Origin of the sequence: Acidovorax benzenivorans (assembly GCF_028680575.1) — a bacterium.
Classification (GTDB): domain Bacteria; phylum Pseudomonadota; class Gammaproteobacteria; order Burkholderiales; family Burkholderiaceae_C; genus Acidovorax; species Acidovorax benzenivorans.
In genome coordinates this window covers 480016-504201 of sequence record NZ_JAPCKI010000003.1, presented here as the reverse complement: position 1 = coordinate 504201, position 24186 = coordinate 480016, and the positions used below count along the sequence as shown (strand labels likewise).

Below are 24186 nucleotides of genomic sequence, written 5' to 3'. Positions count from 1 at the left end.
TAAACTTTCTTCATCCACCGTTTCAGCAATCCACAGCAGCACAAAGCACCACCACAAACCGCCCCATCAACCTGATCACTTGCGCTCTCAGGTCTCAGTAGCGAAGCCCTCGACTATAGCACGGTTTTACCGAAGGACATGAAAATTAAACTCGCCATTTTTCCAGAAGCTTCTCTGGACTCAAGCTGTCGTAGCCCTCGAAGGGCTGGTGAATCCAAGGATTGCTCGGCAAGAACTCCACAGAGTAGTCTGGCGAAAACGTCGACAGCCCCTTCGTCCAGATCACGGCACTGCGCAGCTCGGTGATGGGTGCGTAGTTGGTCTTGAGCATGTTGATCACCGCGTGCAAGGTATGCCCCGAATCAGCCAGGTCATCAACTAGGAGCACCCGCCCTGCGATCTCTCCCTTGGGCGTGGTGATAAAGCGGGCAATATCCAGATGCCCCTGCACCGTACCCGACTCCGCCCGATAGGAACTCGTTGACATGATAGCCAGCGGCTTATCAAAGATCCGACTGAGGATGTCACCTGGCCGCAAGCCACCACGCGCAAGGCAGAGAATCGTGTCGAACTCCCAGCTTGACTGGTGCACCTTGAGCGCCAGTTTTTCAATGAGACTGTGGTACTCGTCATAGCTGACGTAGAGATGTTTTCCGTCTTCGGTCAACATGAATGACTCCTGAGTAGTTGGCGTTTATTTGATAGCAGCAAGACAGGACTGCAGATCAGACGGCGACATAGGGATGGCGCATCATGATCGTGTGGTCACGATCAGGACTGGTCGAGATCATATCGATCGGAACCCCTGTCACTTCCTCGATGCGCTCAAGATAGCGGCGTGCACTTTCGGGCAGCTTGTCGTACTCGGTCATCCCGACAGTGGAATCGCTCCAGCCAGGGAGCGTTTCATAGATCGGCGTGCACCGGGCAATGTCCTCAGCCCCCATGGGAAGCAAATCAATATGCTGACCGTCGAGCTCGTACCCGATGCACAGCAACAACTCGCTCAACCCGTCCAGCACATCCAGCTTGGTGATGCAAAGACCCGTAAGGCCATTGACTTGGGCGCTGCGCTTCAACAAAGCTGCATCAAACCAGCCACAACGGCGGCTACGCCCCGTTGTCACGCCCTTCTCGGCGCCAACAGTGCTCATGTGATAACCGGGGGTACCAGGAACTTCCCAATCCAACTCTGTCGGGAAAGGCCCACCACCAACACGAGTGCAATATGCCTTGGTGATACCGAGGATGTAATGAAGCATGCCCGGCCCCACGCCAGATCCTGCTGCGGCATTGCCCGCCACACAGTTACTGGATGTGACATAGGGGTACGTGCCATGGTCCACATCAAGCAGGGTCCCCTGCGCGCCTTCGAAAAGAAGATTGGCACCAGCTCGATGGGCCTCATTCAGCTCACGCGATACATCAGCCATCATGGGCTTGAGCAACTCTGCATGGCGCATGGCTTCGGCGTAAACCACATCGAACTGCACCTTGCCATCCTGGATATAGGGCTTCAGCGCATCGCCAAAAACGAACTTTGCGGAGCCCAGGTATGTGGTGAGCACGTGGTTGTGCAGATCCAGCAATTCCCGCAGCTTGGATGCAAAACGCTCGGGGTATTTCAAGTCCTGCACGCGCAAGGCACGGCGGGCGATCTTGTCTTCATAAGCTGGACCGATGCCACGGCCCGTAGTACCAATCTTCTCGGTGCCCCCCTCCTCCCGAGCCGCCTCACGCGCGACATCAATCGCGGCGTGAAAAGGCAGGATCAGCGGACAAGCTTCACTGATACGCAAGCGCGAACGAACCTCAACACCGGCTTTTTCCAAGCCCTCGATTTCCTCGAACAACTTCGCCGCAGACAAAACCACGCCATTGCCGATGTAGCACTTGACCCCAGGGCGCATGATGCCGCTCGGAATCAAATGCAACGCCGTCTTTACACCATTGATCACCAGTGTATGGCCAGCGTTGTGCCCCCCCTGGAAGCGCACAACACCTTGAGCGCTTTCCGTCAGCCAATCGACCAACTTGCCTTTGCCTTCGTCGCCCCACTGGGTACCGACCACCACTACGTTGCGACCTTTGGTTGCTTTCATCTCAAACCCAATTCAAATGACAATTGCTCAAACAGCCTGCACGACCCAACGGCCCGCAACCCGAACCAGTTCACGATCACAGTGGAACTCATCCACCTCACTCTCGTGCCCAGGTAAAACACACACCACCGTTTCCCCAGCGGACCGGAGCTCTGCGATCGCCGAATTCACATCCGCGGCCTCGCCCCAAGGTGCACGAATCGCGGCCTTCAACGCGCGGGGTGGCACCACGCCAACCACCTGCTTGATATCCAAACTGAAGCCCGCCGCAGGGCGATTTCGGCCAAACACCGCCCCAACTTCGTCGTAACGTCCGCCGCGAACCAGGGCATCGCTGGCACCCGGCGCATAGATAGCGAAACGCGCACCGCTGTAGTAGGCATACCCACGCAAATCAGCCAAATCAAAAGTGACGGAGGCTCCTTCAAGACGTGAAGCCAGCCATTTCAAATTTGATAGCACTTGAGGCACACCAGAAATGCGCTTGAGCGCGTTTTCTGCCTCAACCAAAACAGCAGAGTCACCGTATAACTGAACAAGAGCGAGAAGGCCCTGCCGAGACTCCTCAGGAAAGCCGCGCGTCAAGACCGACAACTCACCCACGTCCTTGGCCGCCAAAGCAGAGTGAATTCCGCTGAGCAGTTGTGGACTCACGCTCACACCAGCCAACAGATTGCGGACGATGCGAACGTCCGCAAGATCAATGGTGGTGTCACGTACATTGGCAACTCGCAAACACTCCCTTGCTAACTGCAAAACCTCGAGGTCGGCTTCTACCCCGGCATGCCCGTAGATTTCAGCGCCAAACTGCAGAGGCTCGCGGGTGGCATGGGGGCGGTCAGGACGCGTGTGTAATACAGGGCCACAGTAGCAAAGACGCGTCACGCCTTTGCGATTGAGCAAATGCGCGTCAATGCGAGCCACTTGAGGAGTCGTATCAGCCCGCAACCCCATGGAACGACCAGAAAGCTGGTCCACCAGTTTGAAGGTTTGCAGATCCAACGCTTCGCCTGTGCCGGTGAGGAGAGATTCCAGATGCTCCAACAGCGGGGGCATCACCAGCTCGTAACCATAACAACGGGCTGTATCGAGCAGCCCGCGACGCAATTCTTCGATGTGCCGCGCTTCAGACGGCAAGACATCGGCAATGTGATCCGGGAGGACCCAAGCAGACATGGAGAAAAGGGGAGGCTGTTAAAACCGTGATTCTACCGGGACCGGAAGAGACTCCCCAAGGAATCTCCTAGCCGAGGAGTGTGACAGCCTTCAGAAACAAAGCATCAGAAGGCCAACAGCAAGGGCCAGCAACGCAAAGAAGCGTATCTGACCATCCCGCAATTGTGCGATCTGTGCAACCGTACGTTTCCAGATTTGAGGAGACAGAAGAGGCAAAAACCCTTCAATCACCAACACCAAGGCGAACGCCGTCCAGAAACTGTCCCACATCATTCAACCCTCACTGCCGCCGCCGTTTACTTGCGTGGGGTTACAGGCGCCGATGCTGAAGCGGAGCCGCGAAAGACTTTGAAGAACTCAGAAGACGATGGGTCCAACACCATCACATCGCTTTTTTTGTTAAAGCTGGACTTGTAGGCTTCCAGGCTGCGATAAAACTGAGCGAACTGGGGGTCCTTACCGAAAGCTTCAGCATAGATACGGGCCGCTTCCGCATCTCCCTCACCCTTGAGCTTCTGAGCATCCCGATAGGCATTGGCAATCGTGATCTCACGCTGACGATCCGCATCTGCACGGATCTTTTCGCCCTCGGCAGCACCTGTAGAGCGCAACTCGTTAGCCACACGCTTGCGCTCGGCTTCCATGCGTCGGTACACCGATTCGGTGATGGCTTCCACATAGTCCACCCGGGTAATGCGCACGTCCACCACGTCAACGCCCCAGGGCTTGGAACCGCGAACTGTCTCCAACACTTCGCGCTTGACATCGGCCATCAGCGCTTCCCGCTTGAGCGATAGCAGCTCTTTCACCGTGCGCTTGTTGATTTCTTCCTGGAATGCATTGCGAACCACCCGATTGAGCTGCATAGCGCCGGCCGTCTCATCCAGCCCCACGTTGCGGATGTACTCGGTGGGCTCGGAAATGCGCCAGCGCACATACCAATCAATCACTACGCGCTGCTTTTCAGCAGTCAGCATGGGCTCGGTATCCGTGCTGTCCAAGGTCAACAAACGCTTGTCGATGTAAGTGACGTTCTGGAATGGCGGAGGAAGCTTGAAATTGAGGCCAGGCTCCGTGATCACTTCCTTGATCTGACCCAGTGCATACAGCACACCAAACTGCCGTTGGTCCACGACAAAAAGCATGGAGCTCATGAGAGCAAGCACCACCAGCAGGGTAGATGCAATAAAACCGACTCTGTTCACGAACTGCTCCTAGCGGGATTCACGGGTACGGCTGGTATCGCGCGCCCGAGGGTCATTCGAAAAGGTAGGTGCGGGTGTCGCTGGCGACGCCACTGAAGGCGAGCCGGCTGGCGCAGGAGCATCCAGCGCCCCCGATCCGCTCGCGACGCCTTGCATGATTTTGTCGAGCGGCAGGTACAGCAAATTTGACCCCTGACGCGACTCCACCAACACCTTGGTCACATTGCCATAAATCTGCTGCATCGTGTCCAGATACATACGATCACGGGTTACCTGGGGTGCCTTCTGGTACTCGGCCAGAATGGACGCGAACCGTTGTGCGTCACCCTGAGCCTGTGCAACGATCCTCGCCCTGTAGGCGGCAGCCTCCTCGTTCAGACGGGAGGCGGAGCCCACAGCACGTGGAATCACGTCATTCGCATAAGCCTGGGCTTCGTTTTTGGCACGCTCGCGCTCCTGCCCCGCCTTGAGTACATCATCAAAGGAGGACTGCACCTGCTCGGGCGGCCGCACGCCGCCCTGCTGCAAATTGATGCCGACAACTTCAACGCCAACCTTGTAACGATCCAGAATGGTCTGCATGAGTGTGCGAACGCGAGGCGCGATCTGATCACGCTCCTCTGCCAGAGCAGTGTCCATACGCATTTTGCCCACCACCTCGCGCACAGCGGTCTCAGCGGCCTGGACCACGGCGTCCGAGGGGTTCTTGCTTTCAAACAGCCATGCACGGGCATCGCTCAGGCGGTACTGAACTGCAAACTTGATCTCTACGATGTTTTCGTCCTCGGTCAGCATGGCTGACTCTCTCAAGCCTGTGCTTTTGATGACCGTATCCCGCCCCACATCGGCGGAGCGAATCTGAGTCACGAAAACAAGTTCATGACGCTCGATCGGGTAAGGCAAGCGCCAGTTGAAGCCTGCGCCCACGGTGCTCTTGTACTTGCCGAATTGCGTAATGACGGCTTGCTGCCCTTCTTGCACGATAAAGAATCCGGTACCCATCCAGATCACGAACGCAACACCAGCAATCAAGCCGACACCCACACCTGCGCTTTTCATATCTGGCTGAAAACCACCGCCAGCCCCTCCTCCCGGACCACGACCAGAACCGTTCTTACCTCCGAACAGACTGCCCAGCTTGCGATTAAGGTCGCGCCAGAGCTCGTCGAGATCAGGTGGTTGCTGGCCATTGCTTGGCCGCTGGTCCCCGCCTCTCTGCCCCCCCGGTGGCGCTGCAGGTCGATCCTCAGGGCGCACGCTACTATCCTCCGACTTATCGTCCCCGCGACCCCAACGAGGATCATTCAGATTGAACATGCCCCGAATACGGTCCGGCAATAAAGCCCAGCGTAGGGTGCGAATATGAAAATTCATGCGCAAAATCTCTGGTTCTCTGATGGCATCGTTCGATCATGCATTGTGCCCAATCAGGGCAACGCATCCGGCAATTCAAGGGCGCCTGCTGGGGTCATATCCTCATGCGCAGCCAGCAGCCTGGCAGACAAAGCACGGCGCAAATGATCAAGGCCTTCGCCAGATCGCGCGCTTACGAACAAACGGGAAAGCAATTGCCCTCCAACTTCGTATTGGTCCACCAGCACAGAAGGACGCCGTTCTTCAGGCAACGCATCAAGTTTGTTGAACACCAGTATCTGTGGAATATCTGACGCACCAATTTCCTGCAAAACTCGCTCCACCTGAGCCATCTGCTCCGGAAAATCCGGGTTTGAAGCATCCACTACATGGAGCAGAAGGTCTGCATCGACAGCCTCCTGTAGCGTGGCCTGGAACGCGTCCACCAATCCGTGCGGGAGATCCCTGATGAAGCCCACCGTATCGGACAGAGAGACGGATCTCGCCGCATCTGCCAGATACAACTGGCGCGTCGTGGTGTCTAGCGTGGCAAAAAGCTGGTCAGCGGCATACGCCCGCGCTTTCACAAGAGCATTGAAAAGCGTTGACTTGCCAGCATTGGTGTATCCAACGAGTGAAATATTGAACGTATCGCGCCTCTCGCGCTGACGCCGCTGTGTGGAACGCTGACGCTTGACCTTGACCAAGCGCTCTCTGGTGCGCTTGATCGCGTCACCAATCATGCGTCGATCCAATTCGATCTGTTTTTCGCCTGGACCACCACGGGCACCGATGCCGCCAGTTTGGCGCTCCAAGTGAGACCAACGCCGCACGAGCCGAGTACTCACATACTGCAACTTGGCAAGCTCAACCTGGAGTTTCCCTTCGTGGCTGCGCGCCCGTTGCGCAAAGATTTCCAGAATCAACAACGTTCGGTCGTTGACCGGAAGCTCGATGTGCCGCTCCAGATTGCGCTGCTGGGCGGGGCTGAGTGATTGGTCAAACAATACCTCCACCGCCCCGTGCATTTGGGCCAATGTGCGAAGCTCATCCGCCTTGCCACTGCCAATAAACAATGCCGCATCTGGTGCCTTGCGCTTGCAGGTAATCCGAGCAACCGGTTGCATACCGGCCGTCTGGGCAAGCAGCCCCAGCTCTTCCAGTTCCGCATCGAAATGGGGGAGACCAAAATCGACCCCCACCAGCAACACCGGCGTAATAGCGGACGAGGATGCTGAAGCCGAACTCAAAGCCAACCACCCTCTTTCCGTTCCACCTCGCTCGGAAAGCGGCCCCCGCTACCAGACAACAACTCAAGAGTTGCTGCTGTCAGCATCAGGGGTTTCTGAAGTAGAGAAATTGACTGCTCGACCTGGCACGATCGTAGAAATCGCATGCTTGTAGACCATTTGTGTCACGGTATTGCGCAGCAACACCACATACTGGTCGAAAGACTCGATTTGCCCCTGCAGCTTGATCCCGTTAACCAAGTAAATGGAGACAGGAACATGCTCCCGACGCAACGCGTTGAGGAAGGGGTCTTGCAAAAGCTGGCCTTTATTGCTCACGATATTCTCCGTGTTCAAGTGTTGTTGTAAACCAGCACCTTACCACAGCCAGACACATGCACCAGCCTCAGCTTACATGGCCCCTTGGCTGAAGAGCCTTTGCCGTCAGGCTTCGTCCTTGTCTGCAAACGGGTTGTGAGATGTTTTCATCTCAATGCGCAAGGGGGTCCCCACAAGATCGAACTCTTTACGGAAGCGTCCTTCCAAAAATCGTTTGTAGGCATCCGTCACATGCTCCAGCGAATTGCCATGAATCACGATCACAGGCGGATTCATGCCACCTTGATGCGCGTACCGCATTTTGGGACGAAACATGCCCGCCCTCTTTGGGCTCTGGAACTGAACCGCCTCCAGCAGCAGACGCGTGAGAACCGGCGTTGACATCTTGCAGGTGGCAGCCCGATGGGCCTGGGCGATGGATGTCCACAAAGGGCCCAACCCCTGGCGCTTCTTTGCGGAAATGAAATGCAACGAGGCAAACTTCAAAAATGCAAGCCGAGTCTCGATGGAACGCTCCAGAAGCTGTCGCTGGTAGTCGTCCACGGCATCCCATTTGTTCACAGCCAAAACCACCGCTCGCCCGCTTTCCAGGACGTAGCCAGCGATATGGGCATCCTGGTCCGTCACACCTTGGGTGGCATCAAGCAATAGCAGCACCACATTTGCAGATTCGATGGCTTGCAGCGTTTTCACCACCGAGAACTTCTCAATGGCCTCGAAGACCTTGCCCTTGCGACGCAAACCCGCTGTATCCACCAGCTCAAAGCGCTGACCATTGCGCTCAAAAGGCACGGTGATGGCATCGCGGGTGGTGCCGGGCATATCAAATGCCACCAGGCGCTCTTCGCCAAGCCAAGTGTTGATCAGGGTGGACTTGCCCACGTTGGGGCGCCCTGCAACGGCAAGCTTGATGATCCCCTTGTCCAAGAGCGTGTCCGAGTCGTCAGGCTCGGGCAAATTCAGCGGCTCCAGCGCAATGTCCACCAAACTGCGGATACCCTGCCCGTGCGCTGCAGAAACTGGATACACCTCACCCAGCCCCAACTCATAGAACTCTGCGAGCTGGACGCCCTGCAGCATACCCTCCGCCTTGTTGGCGACGAGCACGCAGGGCTTGCCCAAACGGCGCAAGTAGTTGGCGATGTCATGGTCTTGCGCAGAGACCCCCGCACGGGCGTCCACCACAAAAATAACCACGTCCGCCTCTGCAACCGCCTGCTGAGTTTGCTTGGCCATCTCACGGTAGATGCCACTGGAGGCGTCGGGTTCGAAGCCACCGGTATCGATGACGATGTATTCGTGCTTGCCTTGCTTGCCGTTACCGTAATGTCGGTCACGCGTGAGCCCTGCAAAGTCGGCGACGATGGCATCACGCGACTTGGTCAGGCGATTGAAGAGCGTGGACTTGCCGACATTCGGACGCCCCACGAGGGCGATAACTGGCTTCATTGAGTAAGACCGATCAATCTGGACGGAATCCGTAAATGCCGCCATTGCGGGTAACAATCACCAGCGTATCAGCGGCCACCACTGGGGCTGCAGCAATAGCAGACCCATCTGTCACCAGCCGGTTCAGGGGTGAACCATCGGTACGAGATAGCAAATGCACCAATCCCGTGTCATCGCCGACAACCACCGAGCGCCCCAAAAGCAGCGGCGCCGTGAGTTTGCGGTATTTGAGTCTATCGATGCTCCACAAGCGTGAGCCATCCGCACGACGCCACGCGACAAGAGTGCCGTTGCTCTCTGCACCAAAGATAGTCTCTGCATCGCCGTGAACGCCTTCTGCTCCACTGGCGGGTTGTGTCCAGACTGTCATCCCCCTTGCGGTATTCACACAACCCACCGCAGCCTGAAAGGATCGCGCGCACACTGTTTCGCCCACACGGCTGGTACGCCCCACCAACTCCACGAGGCGCTCCACATCATTCGTGCCCCGCGCACTGGCAATGGGTGCCTCCCATCGCACACTACCATTGTCAGGATTCAAACCAACCAAGCGGCCCGACAACCCCACCACCAGCGTGTCGCCCACTGCGAGCAAAACACCGGCTTGGCGCAATATCAACGGCTCCCCGGGACGCTGCTGCGCCCAGAGACGGCGACCTGTCGACAGATCGAAGGCTGACACAGATCGATCCGCAGACAACACAAAAACACGACCACCTGCAACCAGAGGTGGTGTGAATACCTGGGCAGCGAGAGTCTCACGCCAACGTTCACGCCCCCCATCAATAACGATGAGTGCATTGTTGCGAGAGACCACCGCCGCGAACTTGCCATCACTGCCAACAGCTGCCGACAGGGGCTCAGCGAGCGCTGCTCGCCAGATATCTCCGCCCGTGCGGGCATCCAGGGCGGCCACCGTTCCATCAGCTGACGCGACAGTCACGACATTGCCAGCAACGTGGGGTTCCAGGGGCAGCCCCACCACACTGCCAACGCGCGCAGTCCATGCCTGTCGCACACCCAAGACGGCCACATTGGCCCCGAGGTCGGCGGGCACCGGCTTGGACTTGTCGGCACTCCACAAAGAACAACCAGCCAAGGTGACAGCCACAAGTGCGACCACCAGAGCACGCGCGAAAAATGGGTGCCCAGACCCTGCGTTGATAGGCGACGTCATGGTTACTTGGACTCCGCAGGTGTTGCGGTTGCAGTGGAAGCCACGGTCACACCTTGCAGCGAGACACCTAGCGCGTTCAGCTTGATTTCCACCAGACGGCGATACTCGACACTGTCTTCAAACCCCTTATATGCCTTGGTGTACTCGGCAATCGCGTCTTGGCGTTTTTCCTGGAGCACCAGAACATCACCCTTGCGATCCGCCACAACGGAAGAGAACTCCGGCGCAAAACTACCAGACAGTTGCTTGAGTGCTTCGTCGTAATTTTTTTGATCCATCAGCACACCAGCCAATCGCAACTTGGCCAAGGCCTTGAGACCCTCGTCTGAGGATTGATCTGCAACCCACGTAAGCGCTTCTTTGGCGCCATCGATATTGCCAGCGCCCTGCATGGCCTTGGCAAGAGTCAGGCCAGCCTGTCCGGCCTGGACGGTTCCTGCATATTTGGACTTCAAATCGGTAAAAGCTTGCCCCATGCGTGCGCTATCCGCAGATCGCGCTGCCACATCCACCGCATCAAACAACGCAGCCGCCTGTGTGGCCTGCCGGGTTTGCCAGTACTGGTAACCGTTCCACGCAGCAGCGGCGCCCGCGACGACGATGACCACCGAGCTGATCAGAGTGCCCCAGGTGTTCCAAAAATGCTTGAGCTGATCTAGTTGCTCTTGTTCTTCAAGGTCGAGATGATTTGCCATGGATTGTGATTGGGTTAGCGGGTGGATTGTAGGGTGGCCGACCATTGGGCGACCGAGTCCAGAGGGCGCTCGGTTTGCTCACCTGCGCCGTCACGCAAGGCTTTGACAGTCACCATGCCACGGGACAGCTCATCATCGCCAAACACCAGCGCATGCATGGCGCCACTGGCATCGGCCTTCTTGAACTGCGACTTCATGCTACCCATACCCTCCAGCGAAGGAGCTGCATGCATTTGGACGCGAACACCGTGCTGGCGCAATTGCTCGACCGTAGCCACAGCCCGGGGCAACACGGCCGTCGAGGGAACAATGGCATAGACGTCGGGAGCCAGGGAGGGGGGGGCGCTGTTCTGCTCCTTGAGCAACTCCAACACCCGCTCCACCCCCAACGCCCAACCCACCGCCGGTGCGGCCTTGCCGCCGATCTGTTCGATCAAATAGTCGTAACGACCACCACCGCAGATCGTGCCCTGCGAGCCTAGCTGATCCGTCACAAACTCGAACACGGTGAGGTTGTAGTAATCCATGCCGCGCACTAGGCGGGGGTTGACAGTCCAGGCGACCCCGTTGGCGTCGAGAATGGCCTTGACCGCGTCCAAGTGAGCCAGTGACTGCGGCCCCAGGAAATCAATCAGACGGGGCGCAGCTTCCACCACCGACTGCATCGCCGGATTCTTCGTGTCGAGGATACGCAAAGGGTTGCTGTGGAGACGCCGACGCGCCTCCTCATCAAGAGCATCGACATGCTGTTCCAAATACGCGATCAACGCCGCCCGATGCGCCTTGCGCTCGTCAGGCTGGCCCAGGCTGTTGAGTTCCAGGCGCACATTCTGCAAGCCCAAGTCACGCCATAGAGCGCTGGCCAGAAGAATCAACTCAGCATCGACCTCGGCCCCAGGAAAACCCAAGGCCTCAGCGCCGATCTGGTGAAACTGGCGGTAACGCCCACGTTGGGGACGTTCATGACGAAACATGGGGCCCATGTAATACAGGCGCTTGCCACCGTCGTACAGCATGGAGTGCTCTGCCACTGCACGCACCACGCCGGCTGTTGCTTCGGGGCGAAGTGTCAGCTGTTCGCCATTGAGGCGGTCCTCAAACGAGTACATCTCCTTCTCGACAATATCGGTCACCTCACCTAACCCACGCACAAACAAAGGCGTGGGTTCGACAATGGGTGTGCGGATATTGCGATAGGCGTAGCGTGCCATCAGGTCGCGCACCTTGGCCTCCAGCCATTCCCACCGGGCAGATTCCGGGGGCAGGATGTCGTTCATGCCCTTCACCGCAACCAGCTTTTCTGGCTTGGACGAGGGAGTGCTTTTTTCGTTGCTCACAGCGCTTCTTTTCTATATCTGGCGGAAATTTACAAAAGCTGTGTTGACCACACCCCAGATGCTCCCGGGAAAGGTGGCGACAGCGCTACCGGTCAAACAGCGGGTACCCCGGCGCCAAAGCGCTTTTCGATGTACTGCTCGACGATGCGATGGAATTCATTGGCGATGTCGTCACCACGCAGGGTCATTGCCTTTTCCCCGTCGATGAAGACCGGAGCGGCGGGCGCCTCGCCCGTACCCGGCAGACTGATCCCAATGTCTGCATGTTTGCTTTCACCTGGGCCGTTGACAATGCAGCCCATGACTGCAACCCGCAATGTCTCCACGCCTGGATACCGCACACGCCACACAGGCATTTGTGCGCGCAGGAAGTCGTCAATCTGCTTGGCCAAATCCTGAAAGGTGGTACTAGTGGTTCGACCACACCCTGGGCACGCAGTGACACTGGGCACAAAAACTCGCATGCCCAACGCCTGCAAAATTTCGGATGCCACGACCACCTCTTGGGTACGCGCCTCACCAGGCTGGGGCGTCAACGACACACGAATCGTGTCACCAATGCCCTCCTGCAGCAGCACGGACAAAGCGGCAGCCGAGGCAACCGTTCCCTTGGTCCCCATACCCGCCTCGGTCAGCCCCAGGTGCAAAGCGTAGTCACAGCGGCGTGCCAACTCGCGGTATACGGAAATCAAATCCTGCACACCACTGACCTTGCAAGACAAGATGATCTGATCACCGCCCAAGCCCATCGCCTCCGCACGGCGTGCAGACTCAATGGCCGATGTGATGAGCGCCTCATACATGACCTGGCGAGCCTCCCAGGGAGTGCTGCGGCGGCTGTTGGTGTCCATCAGTTCGGCCAGTAGCTCCTGGTCAAGACTGCCCCAATTGACACCGATGCGAACGGCCTTGTCCCAGCGCATGGCCGCCTCAATCATCTGGCCAAACTGCTTGTCGCGCTTGTCGCCCTTGCCCACATTGCCAGGGTTGATTCGGTACTTGGACAAGGCCTGGGCGCAGTCCGGAAACTCGGTGAGCAGCCGATGCCCGTTGTAATGGAAATCACCCACCAATGGAACACTCTCACCCATGCGGTCCAATTGTTCGCGGATGTAGGGTACTGCTGCTGCGGCCTCCGGGGTATTGACGGTGATGCGGACAAACTCCGAACCCGCCTGGGCGAGCTCCTTGACCTGAATCGCTGTTCCGATGGCGTCGACGGTATCGGTGTTGGTCATGGACTGCACGCGCACGGGAGCGTCGCCACCCACCGTCACCACGCGCGAACCCCAGACGACTTTTGCCTGGCGTGAACGCCGAGGCAAGGGCGAAGCAATCGCTACCGGCCCAAAATCAAGCGAGGAGTTTTTCACTATTTCACCTCGAAACGGGCTACGTTTTCACGGGCGATCGCCGTCAGATCCAACGGCTTTCCACGGACCATCACCTCCGTCGCGTCAGCGCGACCGACAATCACTGCCAGGGGGGTTGGCGCCGACACAGACACAGACTCTCCCGCTGCCAGGTTGCGTTGCAACGCCAGTGCTCCATTGGCATCCCGAACTTGCACCCACGATGGGCTGCGTGCGCGCAGCACCAGGGCGCCTGAGGGCGCATCTGCCGCACCATCCGCGACCGGGACATTGCTCACCGCCACGCTGCTGGCGACGGCAGCAGGTAATGGAGATGCCGCAGCAGAAGGCGCCGCAGACACTGCCACCGGAGCCGCCACAGCAGCGGCAGGCAATGCAGAAGAAGCCGCATCGGCGGGACCCTCAACCGTCGATGGCACCAGTGCAGGCACAGACTCGGAAGAACTGACTGGCAAAGCATCAGGCACCGACACTGCCACCGGATCGGCAGCATCCCCTGGCGTGGAATGCCGGGGGACAAAGAACAAAACCACAGCCCCCACCAAAAGCGCAAGGACAACCAAAACCACGGAACGTGAACTAGAACCTGAACCTGCGAACGACACCGAAGAGGATGCAGACGATTTGCCAGCACTTCCCTTCACGGGCGCGTTGATACCAGCGCTGTCCACGGACAAACGAGGGCTCTGACTTTGGGGCAACAAAGACAAAATAGGCGCAGGGTCAACCTTGAGGGTGCGGCACACGCTCGACGCCAGCGCCCGCACAAACACGGTGTCAGGCAACACCGTGTAGTTGTCCGCCTCCAAGGCTTCCAATTTACTAACGGGCACCTTCAACGCAACCGCCAAAGCCGCAATGTGCATGCCTGCTGCCTGCCGAGCCTCCTTGAGCAAGCCACCCGCTGTCATTCCACTCTCCGCCACCTCACTCATTGAAAGCCCCGCGTTCGTATGCACCCAACTCCCGAGAATCCGGGAAACGCTTGCGCAACTGGACAGCCAGTTGCCTCATTGCCACGGTGTCGCCCAAAGCGCGCTCCACCTTGATGCCCAGCCACAAAGATTCCGAGTTGGCGAAATCACTGTTGTTGAGCCGTCGAATGTAAAACTGCGCACGCGACAACTCGTTGCGCCGCAGCAAGAGCGCCGCGAGGTGGTAACCGACCACCGGATTCGCAGCATCGAATTCATAGGCCTTCAGGAAAGACTGTTCCGCGTCAGGAAACTGTCCTGCCCCTGACTGGCACAGGCCACGGGCCATCCAAGTTTTGCCGCGCGCCGTGTAGGCGGGGTTAGCAATGGCACGCACAAAATACTGGTCAGCCTCCACATATTTTTGCTGCTGACACATGAGCCAGCCGTAGTTGTGCAGTACGTTGGAGTCATTCGCCCGCAACGACAAGGCACGGCGAAAACTGTCTTCCGCTTGTGCATAGTCGCTCAAACGCATGTAAATCAGTCCACGCAGATTGAACGCGTCGGCATAAGAAGGGTCAGCAGCAAGCGACTGCTTGACCTCGTCCAGGGCCACCGCCGTTTGCCCCAGTTCGAAATAGTTGGAGGCCAACTCCAGCCGGATGCGTGCGCGGCGCCGCGACTCAGGCTCATCGGACGGCGTCACCAAACCTGCATCGGCGTCACTGACTGCTGACGAGGTGTTCGTCGCACACCCCTGAAGCGCCCATATGCAAACCACCGCACCGCATGCCGCGAGTGTCCAGCGAGCAATATGCCGCCAGCGTCCAACCAATCCCGCCATGTAGAGCCTCCTTGAAGTTTGCCGACTGCTTGATCAAGTCACCGGTTTGAGCACGATTGTGCGCTGCTTTGCCATGCGTTCTGCGGCCCTGGTGCGGTCTTTGACATCACCCGCCAACTGACCGCAGGCCGCATCAATGTCATCTCCCCGCGTCTTGCGCACCGTGGTGACGATGCCCGCATCGCTCAGTATCTTGGCAAAAGCCTGCACCTGATTTTGCGGCGATCGCAACAGCCCTGAAGCGGGAAACGGATTAAAAGGAATCAGATTGAATTTGCAGCGAATCCCGCTGCGCTTGACCAGCTCAATCAATTGGCGTGCGTGTTCCGCTTGATCATTGACACCATCGAGCATGCAATATTCGAACGTGATGAAGTCACGGGGCGCATGCGCCAGATAGCGGTTGCAAGCGCCCAGCAACTCGTCGAGCGGGTACTTGCGATTGAGCGGCACCAAATTGTCACGCAGAGGGTCGTTGGGCGCATGCAGTGACACCGCCAGCGCCACGGGGCAGTCTTGCGAAAGGCGGTCCATCATGGGCGCAACGCCCGACGTGGACACCGTCACACGGCGGCGCGACAGGCCATAACCATGATCGTCCAGCATGACCCTAAGCGCAGGGACCAATGCCGAGTAATTCTGCAGCGGCTCCCCCATGCCCATCATGACCACGTTCGAGATCACGCGGTCTTCGGTCTGCAAGCGCTTGCGCAGGGAGTGCTCTGCAAACCATAGCTGAGCAACAATTTCGCCTGTCGTCAGGTTGCGGCTGAAACCCTGATGGCCCGTAGAACAGAAGCGGCAACCGACAGCACAACCCGCCTGAGATGACACACAGAGGGTCCCGCGATCATCCTCAGGGATGAATACGGCTTCCACCGCATTGCCATCCCCCACATCAAACAGCCACTTCACCGTGCCATCCGAGGACACATGCTCTGAAATAACGGGCAGGGCCTCGACCTGCGCACAGCCTTTGAGCTTGTCGCGCAGAGCCTTGGCCAAGTCGCTCATGGCATCGAAATCGCTGGCGCCGCGCTGATGAATCCAGCGAAACAGCTGGGTGGCGCGAAACCGCTTTTCCCCCAGCCGCTCACAAAACGCCGCCAGACCGTCGAGGTCGAACTCCAGCAGATTCGAGCTCATGGTGCCAAACCCACTGTAGACCAGGCATAGCTAACCCCATGGCGCGGGATTCCCACCAAGGCGGGTGCGGACATGGGGAGCATCACCATCTCAGCGCGAGTAGATGTTCAGGCCGGGGAAGAAGAAAGCCACTTCTGCCTGAGCGGTTTCAGCAGCGTCAGAGCCGTGCACGGCGTTGGCATCGATGCTGTCAGCAAAGTCAGCACGGATGGTGCCAGCTTCTGCCTTCTTGGGGTCGGTTGCGCCCATGAGTTCACGGTTCTTCAGAATGGCGTTTTCACCTTCCAGGGCCTGGATCATCACGGGGCCGGAGATCATGAAGTCCACCAGGTCCTTGAAGAAAGGACGTTCTTTGTGCACTGCGTAGAACTGTTCGGCTTCCAGGCGCGACAGGTGGGCCATACGGGCTGCCACGACCTTGAGGCCAGCAGCTTCGAAGCGAGCGTAGATCTGACCGATGACGTTCTTGGCCACTGCGTCGGGCTTGATGATGGAGAGAGTGCGTTCGATTGCCATGTTGATTTCCTGAATGGTTGTTGCTGTGATTCGTTTGTCCACCGGACAAAGCCCTCGATTCTAACCGGGGAGTGTGACAGCAGTAGCGCTCAGCGCCCGCCACCTCCGCGCCGGGGGCCACCGCCACCGGGACGTCGTTTGTCCTGGCGGTGACGCGAGAGGCTGTCCATGCCGATATAACCCACCGACGTTTTCATCGGATCGGGCTGTGCAGCGCCTCCCCGCTGGCGATCACCCCCTGCCGCATTGTTGCCACGGGCGGGACCCTGACCACCATCGCGGCGCGGCTTCTGACCACGGGGGCCGCCAGGGGCTGCTGGTTGCGACATGTCGCGGCGCGAACCATCCCCACGTGGGCCACCTCGGCCACGGTTGCGAGGTTTGGCACTGCGCCCGCCAACGTCGCCCCCCTCGGGATGCCCCTCAACGGGTTCGGGGCGTCCGGCGCCTGCGGCCTGAACCAGGGCGCGGATATCACTCTCGTCCAGCTCCAGCCAGGCTCCGCGCTTGAGACCACGCGGTAACACCATGGCACCGTAGCGGATGCGGATCAGGCGGCTGACCGCATGGCCCACCGATTCGAGCATGCGGCGCACTTCGCGATTGCGCCCCTCAGAGATAGTGACCCGGTACCAGCAGTTGGAACCCTCTCCACCACCGTCTTCGATAGAGCCAAACGATGCCATGCCGTCATCCAGGCGCACACCGTCCAGCAGTTTTTGCTTTTCCTCATTGCTCAGAGCGCCCAGCACCCGAACGGCGTACTCGCGCTCCAGCCCAAAACGCGGATGCATCAGCTTGTTGGCCAGCTCGCCCGAGCTGGTGAACAACAAGAGACCCTCGGTGTTCAGATCCAGGCGCCCTACCGACTGCCACTTTCCCTGCATGAGCCGGGGCAGTTTGCGAAAGACGGTAGGTCGGTTTTGGGGGTCGTCATGGGTCACGACCTCGCCCACGGGCTTGTGATATGCAATGACGCGCGCAGGGGGTGGATCAATGCGATAGCGGATCGGCTTGCCGTTGACCTTGACCTGATCGCCAAACTGAATGCGCTGCCCGATGTGAGCAGGTTCGTTGTTGACCGAGATCCGCCCTTCCAGGATCAACTGCTCCATCTCCAGACGCGATCCCAGACCCGCCTGGGCCAGCACCTTGTGCAATTTGGGCGTTTCGACCTGTGGCAGCAACACCCGCTTTGGCGGCACCACATCTGCGGAGGCATCTTCTTCGTCGAAACGACCGGACACCACATCTTCGAATTGGTAGCCCTCCACGACAGCGGCGGCTTTGCGCTTATCGCGCCCCGCTCCATCATGACGCTGAGGCCGTTCGCGGGATTCGCCACGGGGGCTGCGCTCTCGCTGCGGAGTGCTGCCTTCGCCCTCGCCCGTCGAGACAACCACTGCAGGCGATGCCGACTCCATGGCGGGCACCGGCTCCTCGGCGGCAGGCGCCTCTGGCGCAAGAGCGTCAAACACAGGTGCTGGCGCACCGACCTGCACAGCAGCCACGGTTTCGGGCACCGCCCCCTCGGCAGGGGCAGCCGCCTTCTTGCGAGGAGCCCGCTTGGCGGCTGGCTTCTTTGCGGCAGGCACCGTGTCAGCGGCGGTCAACCCAGGCAATTCGGCCGGATTTTCGGAGGTCGAGTCGTTCATCAAATATTTCCCTGGATACCACCCGGGGTATCAACATGGTCGTCGCGGAGATCTGTCTCCGCATTCTGAAAAAAATCATCCACAGGCCGCATACCGCCCGCATCAAGCGCAGCGTCAACAGCCTCCAGGGGCTCCTGCACATCGGCTTCGTGCGGCAGGGCGGCCAGCAGATCGGGTTCGGACTCCACGACCCCTTGAGCGGCAGCGGCCATGGCTTCCAGCACATTCGCGTTACCCGTCGGGTCATCGAGCACCGGCAGTTGGTCCAGGGACTGCAAGCCCATATCGTCCAAAAACTGGCGGGTCGTGGCAAACAATGCCGGGCGCCCCACCGTTTCACGGTGGCCAATGACTTCCACCCAACCCCGGTCTTCCAACTGTTTGATGATCAGGCTATTGACCGTCACACCCCGGATGTCCTCGATATCCCCCCGCGTGACCGGTTGCCGATAGGCAATGATGGCCAAGGTTTCCATGGTGGCACGGGTGTAGCGCGGCGGTTTTTCAGGGTGCAGGCGGTCGAGGTACTCGCGCATTTCGGGGCGGCTCTGAAAGCGCCATCCCGTCGCGACCTGCACCAGTTCCACCCCGCGCTGCGCCCAATCAAGCTGCAACTCCTGCAACAGCACCTTGAGGGTATCGGACCCCAGGGCATCGTTGAACAACACCCGCAGCTCGCGCACAGGCACAGGCTGCTGCGCGCAGATCAACGCAGTTTCGAGGACCCTTTTGGCATCCACCGTGTTCATGGTTCAGCGATTCCTGGAAAAGTGCCACGCGTTGCAACGGGTGTCACATCAACAGCAGGGGCAATCATTGGTCCGCCGCGCAATGGCGCTGGCGTGTTGGCAGGGCCCGGCGGGGTTCCGGCTGCGGGCTAGGGTCGGTGAGACCGGTCAGGGCGCATTGTAGCCCAGGCCCCATTCCGACAGCGCCTGGCGCATATCGTCCGGCACAGGGGCGCGAAACTCCAGCGCCTCACCCGTCACAGGATGCGCAAAAGCCAACCGGTAGGCATGCAGGGCCTGGCGCTGCAAGGCCCCGACCGGAGAACCACCATAAAGGGCATCGCCCACCAAGGGGTGGCGCAGAGACGCCATGTGCACACGGATCTGGTGCGTGCGCCCTGTGTGCAAGGTGCACTGCACCCAGCACCCCTGGTCGGTCCCCTCCAGACACACGAAATCGGTACGGGCTGTTTTGCCAGGATGCACAGCCAAGTCCACCACCGCCATACGAAGGCGATTGCGGGGGTCCCGTCCGATGGGGGCATCCACCGAGCGGGTCGATGCCCCCGTCCAGGCCCCATGCGCCATCGCCACGTACTGACGCTTGACCTTGCGCTCGGCGATCAACGCCACCAGGGCGTCCATGGCCGCACGGTCCCGGGCGACCACCATGAGGCCGCTGGTGTCCTTGTCCAGACGGTGGACGATGCCTGCACGTGGCACCAAGAGTGCCTTGTCGTCGCGCGCCAACAGGCCATTGAGCAGGGTCCCGCTCCAATTGCCCGGCGCTGGGTGCACCACCAGGCCTGCGGGCTTGTTCACCACCAGCAGGTGCGCATCCTCATACACCACATCGATGGCCATGGACTCGGGCCGGAAGGCCTGGCTTTGCAGCGTGGGCCGCATCTCCAGCGCCACCCGGTCACCGGCCTTGACCCGTGTGGCCGCCTTGAGGGCAGGCTTGCCATTGAGGCTGACCAACCCCTGGGCCAGCAACTGCTGTAGATAGCTGCGCGAGAACTCGGGCACCAGATCCACCAGCGCACGGTCCAGCCGCTCGGCGTGCTGGCCCGGCCCTATCTGCAGGGAGCGCAGCTCGCTGTCAGTGTCGGCCAATGCCTCCGATTCATCGGCCAGCAGGAGAGGAGATTCGCCCTCCTGCGCTGCGGCCGCTCCGGGTGCACCGCCCAGCGAGTGATCCGCCATCGGACTCAACGGGCCGGCAGATAACGCGTGGGATCGACCGGCTTGCCCTGCCGACGGATTTCAAAGTGCAGCTTGACGCGGTCTGCGTCGGTGTTGCCCATCTCGGCAATCTTCTGGCCCTTGCGCACCGCTTGGTCTTCCTTGACCAACAGCGTCTGGTTGTGCGCATACGCGGTGAGGAACGTGTTGTTGTGCTTCAAGATGATCAGGTTGCCATAGCCACGCAAACCCGCCCCGGCATAAACAACGCGACCGTCAGCCGCCGCCAGTACCGGGTCACCTGCCTTGCCAGCAATGTCGAAGCCCTTGTTGCGCGCCTCGTCAAACCCGGCAATCAACGAACCCGATGCAGGCCAGATGAACGCCAGCTCGTCCTCGCCTGCAGGCGCTGCTGCAGGTGCCGGTGTGGCAGGCGCTACTGCCACCACCGCTCCCGATGCGGCAGAGGCCGCAGGCTTGGCGCCGCTGGCTGCCGATGCAGGAGCCGCAGCGGGTGCGACGGAGGAAGACGTGACAGGACGTGTCACCACCCCGCTCTCAGAAGCCACCGCTGCCGGGGCGGCGGACGGAGGAAGCACGCGCAGCACCTGACCGACTTCGATCAGGTTGGCGTTCTCCAGATTGTTCCAACGGGCGATGTCTTTCCAGCTTTGCCCGGACTCCAGGCCAATGCGAATCAGGGTATCCCCAGGCTTGACCGTGTAGTAGCCCGGCTTGCCAGCGTTTTCAGCACCAGGCAGAGGCTTGATGGGGGTACCCACCACCACGCCCGGCTGTGTTGCGGGCGCTTGCGCCGAGGACGACGAAGAGGTGCCCCGATCTTCCACAGGAGCCTTGTTCATGCGGGTGCCACAGCCGGAGAGCACCAGCCCCGCCATTGCCACGGTAAAACCCACCACAAGACCACGCGATACGAACATAAGCAATTCCCTTTACGCAATCCCCGATTTTAGAGGGACAAAATGCACGGGTTCGAGCACGTTTTGTTTCAATCCGTGCGGAGTTTTGTCGATCACCAGCAACATTTGCTGCCCACCCGACAGTGCCATGGGCGCTACCAGACGCCCCCCCACGGCCAGTTGATCACACCACGCCAGGGGCACGGCATCGCCGCCGGCAGCGGCAATGATGGCCGCGTACGGGGCGCCTTTGGCATAACCCAGCATGCCGTCACCAAACAGCAGATGCACGTTGGCCAGGCGAAACGGCCGCAAGTTGTCACGCGCCTTGTCGTGCAGGCCACGCAGGCGCTCCAGGGTGTACACCTCGCGGGCCAGCAGGCTCAGCACCGCGGCCTGATAGCCGCAGCCCGTGCCAATTTCGAGCACACGGCCCAGCCCGCCATGGCGCGCGCTCTCGGCACCCAGCAGCAGTTCACACATGCGTGCCACCACGTTGGGCTTGGAGATAGTCTGGCCCAGGCCTATCGGCAGGCTGGTGTCCTCATAGGCCTGGTTGACCAGGGCACTGTCCACAAACCGATGGCGCTCCACAGCACCCATGGCCTGCAGCACGGGGGCAGACGTGATGCCCCCCGCCGCCAGTTTTTGCACCATACGCGCCCGGACGGCCGACGAATCCAACCCAACGCCAGCGGGCGCTGCGACCACGGTCGGCTTGCGCAATGCAGCGGACGGTGGCGGCACCACCTGCTTGCCCACAGCGGCGTTGCCGGACACCGGCAGCTTGGCCGGAAACCCCGGTCGGCGCTGCATCACACCCCGGGGGCGGCAGCCGCCCCCGCTGCAAGCCGGGCTGCGGTCTGCGCCCAGTAGCCGAGGTTGTCGTGGTCGGTCAGGTCCACCTTCAGCGGCGTGATGGACACATGGCCCTGCGCAGTGGCGTGAAAGTCCGTGCCCTCGGCATCGTCCTTGGCGGCGCCTGCGCCGCCGATCCAGTACATGGCCTCGCCGCGAGGGCTTTCCTGCACGATGACGCGTTCTGCCGCATGGCGGCGCCCCAGGCGGCACAGCTTGGCCGGGCGCAAGGCCTCCAGCGGCATGTTGGGGATATTCACGTTGAGCAGCCAGGGAGTTTCGTTGACCAGCTGCTGCGCACGCATCTGCGCAACCAGTTCGCGCGCCTTGGCCGCAGCGGCTTCCAGCTCGGCCCAGCCTTTGTCCACCTGCGAAAAAGCGATGGCGGGGATGCCAAAGAGATACCCCTCCATCGCCGCACCCACCGTGCCAGAGTAGATGGTGTCATCGCCCATGTTGGCGCCATTGTTGATGCCCGACACCACCAGATCGGGCCGGTAGCCCAGCAAGCCGGTCAGCGCGATGTGCACACAGTCTGCCGGGGTGCCGTTCACATAGCGAAAACCGTTCGCCGCCTTGTGCACATACAGTGGTGAATGCAGTGTCAGCGCGTTGGACTTGGCACTATTGTTGTGCTCGGGCGCCACGACCTCCACCTCGACGCCTTCGAGGGTCTTGAGCGCGTCATGCAGCGCCACGATGCCGGGGGCCTGGAAGCCGTCGTCATTGGAAATCAGGATCTTCATGGTCTGGGTAGAGGTTGCAACGGATTGTAGGTGGGCAGGCCGTCGCTGCAGCGGCGGGTGCCGGGAGTGCCGGGGGCGCCGCCGTCACGGCCCGTCGCTCGTGGGACATCCGGCACGCCAGCGCCCCACCTATCATGCGGGCCATCATTGACAAGACCGACCGACAGGAGACTTCCCCATGCATGCTTGGCTTTGCACCAACCCCACCGGCGTCGAGGCGCTCACCTGGACGGAGTTGCCCACCCCCACCCCCAAGGCGGGTGAGGTGCTCATCGAGATCAAGGCCGCCAGCCTGAACTTCCCCGACCTGCTCATCGTGCAGAACAAGTACCAGATGAAGCCACCGCTGCCTTTTGTGCCGGGCTCGGAATACGCGGGCGTGGTGGCGGCCGTGGGCGAAGGTGTCACCCACCTCAAGGTCGGCCAGAACGTGGCCTGCCTGTCGGGTACGGGCGGCTTTGGCACCCACACCATCGCCCCCGCAGCCCTGTGCATGCCGCTGCCTGATGGGTTTTCGCATGTCGATGCAGCTGCTTTCATCATGATCTACGCCACATCGCACCATGCGCTGGTAGACCGGGCCCAACTCAAGGCGGGCGAAACCGTGCTGGTGCTGGGCGCCGCCGGGGGCGTGGGCACGGCCGCCATCCAGATCGCCAAGGCCATGGGTGCACGTGTGATTGCCGCGGCCTCCAGCGACGAAAAGTGCGCGCTGTGCACCTCCATCGGGGCCGACGCCACGATCAACTACAGCAAGGACAACTTGCGCGAGGCCATCAAAACCCTCACGGACGGCAAGGGCCCCGATGTGATCTACGACCCGGTGGGCGGCGACTTTGCCGAGCCCGCGTTCCGCTCCATCGCCTGGCGCGGCCGCTACCTGGTGGTCGGGTTTGCGTCCGGCCCCATCCCTGCCCTGCCCTTCAACCTGGCCCTGCTCAAAGGCGCGTCCATCGTGGGCGTGTTCTGGGGCGACTTTGCCAAGCGTGAGCCCAAAGCCAACGCCGCCATGATGGGCGAACTGGCGCAGTGGTACGCACAGGGCAAGATCAAGCCCGTGATCGACCGCACCATGCCCATGGCCGAGCTGCCCGCCGCCTACGCCCACATGGGGTCGCGCGGGGTGATGGGCAAACTGGTCATGGTGAACTGACGGCCTTCCGCGCCCCTTTAGGACGTTTTGACGATCTCGCCGGGGATCGTCAACCCGTTCTTTGCTGGCATACCCGTGTGGTC

At 60.1% G+C, this 24186-nt stretch carries 24 protein-coding genes; 1 reads left to right on the top strand and 23 read right to left on the bottom strand.

Translation table 11 applies throughout. The features are described 5' to 3' along the window. Positions 1-145: 145 nt before the first annotated feature. The 23 genes from OIN59_RS08160 to surE all read right to left on the bottom strand — a co-directional run bounded on the left by OIN59_RS08160 (position 146) and on the right by surE (position 22950). Positions 146-670, bottom strand: a complete 525-nt coding sequence (locus OIN59_RS08160; protein WP_274109043.1) for a phosphoribosyltransferase — start codon at positions 668-670, stop codon at positions 146-148. 55 nt (positions 671-725) lie between these two features. Next, positions 726-2102: an adenylosuccinate synthase gene (locus tag OIN59_RS08155; RefSeq protein WP_274109041.1), complete on the bottom strand. Its 1377-nt coding sequence runs from the start codon at positions 2100-2102 to the stop codon at positions 726-728. A 27-nt stretch (positions 2103-2129) separates the two neighbouring features. Beyond that, on the bottom strand, positions 2130-3278 hold the full coding sequence (locus OIN59_RS08150) for an ATP phosphoribosyltransferase regulatory subunit (RefSeq protein ID WP_274109039.1): 1149 nt from the start codon (positions 3276-3278) through the stop codon (positions 2130-2132). 90 nt (positions 3279-3368) lie between these two features. Further along, entirely contained in the window at positions 3369-3551 is a 183-nt protein-coding gene (locus OIN59_RS08145) for a DUF2065 domain-containing protein (RefSeq protein ID WP_274109037.1), read from the bottom strand. A 23-nt stretch (positions 3552-3574) separates the two neighbouring features. After that, on the bottom strand, positions 3575-4483 hold the full coding sequence (gene hflC / locus OIN59_RS08140) for a protease modulator HflC (protein WP_274109035.1): 909 nt from the start codon (positions 4481-4483) through the stop codon (positions 3575-3577). Positions 4484-4492: 9 nt separating this feature from the next. Next, on the bottom strand, positions 4493-5857 hold the full coding sequence (hflK, locus tag OIN59_RS08135; protein WP_274109033.1) for an FtsH protease activity modulator HflK: 1365 nt from the start codon (positions 5855-5857) through the stop codon (positions 4493-4495). A 53-nt stretch (positions 5858-5910) separates the two neighbouring features. Next, positions 5911-7092 carry a GTPase HflX gene (gene hflX / locus OIN59_RS08130; protein ID WP_407655069.1) on the bottom strand — a complete coding sequence of 394 codons (1182 nt, stop codon included), beginning with the start codon at positions 7090-7092 and terminating at the stop codon, positions 5911-5913. 57 nt (positions 7093-7149) lie between these two features. Beyond that, a complete protein-coding gene (hfq, locus tag OIN59_RS08125; protein WP_015013419.1) occupies positions 7150-7404 on the bottom strand; it encodes an RNA chaperone Hfq in 255 nt (84 codons plus the stop codon). Between the two features lie 105 nt (positions 7405-7509). Continuing rightward, on the bottom strand, positions 7510-8853 hold the full coding sequence (der, locus tag OIN59_RS08120; protein ID WP_274109029.1) for a ribosome biogenesis GTPase Der: 1344 nt from the start codon (positions 8851-8853) through the stop codon (positions 7510-7512). A 13-nt stretch (positions 8854-8866) separates the two neighbouring features. Further along, on the bottom strand, positions 8867-10030 hold the full coding sequence (gene bamB, locus OIN59_RS08115; protein WP_274109027.1) for an outer membrane protein assembly factor BamB: 1164 nt from the start codon (positions 10028-10030) through the stop codon (positions 8867-8869). Between the two features lie 2 nt (positions 10031-10032). Further along, positions 10033-10725, bottom strand: a complete 693-nt coding sequence (locus OIN59_RS08110) for a YfgM family protein (protein ID WP_274109025.1) — start codon at positions 10723-10725, stop codon at positions 10033-10035. Positions 10726-10739: 14 nt separating this feature from the next. Then, positions 10740-12002: a histidine--tRNA ligase gene (gene hisS / locus OIN59_RS08105; protein ID WP_274109077.1), complete on the bottom strand. Its 1263-nt coding sequence runs from the start codon at positions 12000-12002 to the stop codon at positions 10740-10742. Positions 12003-12154: 152 nt separating this feature from the next. Further along, positions 12155-13435, bottom strand: a complete 1281-nt coding sequence (ispG, locus tag OIN59_RS08100) for a flavodoxin-dependent (E)-4-hydroxy-3-methylbut-2-enyl-diphosphate synthase (RefSeq protein WP_274109023.1) — start codon at positions 13433-13435, stop codon at positions 12155-12157. Beyond that, positions 13435-14346 carry a helix-turn-helix domain-containing protein gene (locus tag OIN59_RS08095; protein WP_274109075.1) on the bottom strand — a complete coding sequence of 304 codons (912 nt, stop codon included), beginning with the start codon at positions 14344-14346 and terminating at the stop codon, positions 13435-13437. Before OIN59_RS08095 ends, ispG begins: the two co-directional genes overlap by 1 nt. 16 nt (positions 14347-14362) lie before the next feature. After that, complete coding sequence (pilW, locus tag OIN59_RS08090; protein WP_274109021.1) at positions 14363-15196, bottom strand: type IV pilus biogenesis/stability protein PilW; 834 nt, start codon at positions 15194-15196, stop codon at positions 14363-14365. Positions 15197-15229: 33 nt separating this feature from the next. Further along, the gene (gene rlmN, locus OIN59_RS08085) at positions 15230-16342 is read right to left on the bottom strand and encodes a 23S rRNA (adenine(2503)-C(2))-methyltransferase RlmN (RefSeq protein WP_274109019.1); all 1113 of its coding nucleotides are present in this window, start codon (positions 16340-16342) and stop codon (positions 15230-15232) included. Positions 16343-16432: 90 nt separating this feature from the next. Further along, positions 16433-16858, bottom strand: a complete 426-nt coding sequence (gene ndk, locus OIN59_RS08080; protein ID WP_008905954.1) for a nucleoside-diphosphate kinase — start codon at positions 16856-16858, stop codon at positions 16433-16435. Between the two features lie 89 nt (positions 16859-16947). Continuing rightward, positions 16948-18513, bottom strand: coding sequence for a pseudouridine synthase (locus OIN59_RS08075; protein ID WP_274109014.1), 1566 nt, complete (start codon positions 18511-18513; stop codon positions 16948-16950). Further along, complete coding sequence (gene scpB, locus OIN59_RS08070; protein WP_274109012.1) at positions 18513-19262, bottom strand: SMC-Scp complex subunit ScpB; 750 nt, start codon at positions 19260-19262, stop codon at positions 18513-18515. The genes OIN59_RS08075 and scpB overlap by 1 nt, the downstream gene beginning before the upstream one ends. Positions 19263-19409: 147 nt before the next feature. Next, positions 19410-20447: an RluA family pseudouridine synthase gene (locus tag OIN59_RS08065; protein WP_274109010.1), complete on the bottom strand. Its 1038-nt coding sequence runs from the start codon at positions 20445-20447 to the stop codon at positions 19410-19412. A gap of 5 nt (positions 20448-20452) precedes the next feature. Next, positions 20453-21367 (bottom strand): peptidoglycan DD-metalloendopeptidase family protein, encoded by a 915-nt coding sequence (locus OIN59_RS08060; RefSeq protein ID WP_274109008.1) that lies wholly within the window; start codon positions 21365-21367, stop codon positions 20453-20455. Between the two features lie 12 nt (positions 21368-21379). After that, complete coding sequence (locus OIN59_RS08055) at positions 21380-22162, bottom strand: protein-L-isoaspartate(D-aspartate) O-methyltransferase (RefSeq protein WP_274109007.1); 783 nt, start codon at positions 22160-22162, stop codon at positions 21380-21382. Continuing rightward, the gene (surE, locus tag OIN59_RS08050; protein WP_274109004.1) at positions 22162-22950 is read right to left on the bottom strand and encodes a 5'/3'-nucleotidase SurE; all 789 of its coding nucleotides are present in this window, start codon (positions 22948-22950) and stop codon (positions 22162-22164) included. Before surE ends, OIN59_RS08055 begins: the two co-directional genes overlap by 1 nt. Positions 22951-23128: 178 nt before the next feature. On the opposite strand from surE, the gene OIN59_RS08045 reads away from it, so the two are divergent. After that, a complete protein-coding gene (locus OIN59_RS08045) occupies positions 23129-24103 on the top strand; it encodes an NADPH:quinone oxidoreductase family protein (protein ID WP_274109002.1) in 975 nt (324 codons plus the stop codon). Positions 24104-24186 lie beyond the last annotated feature (83 nt).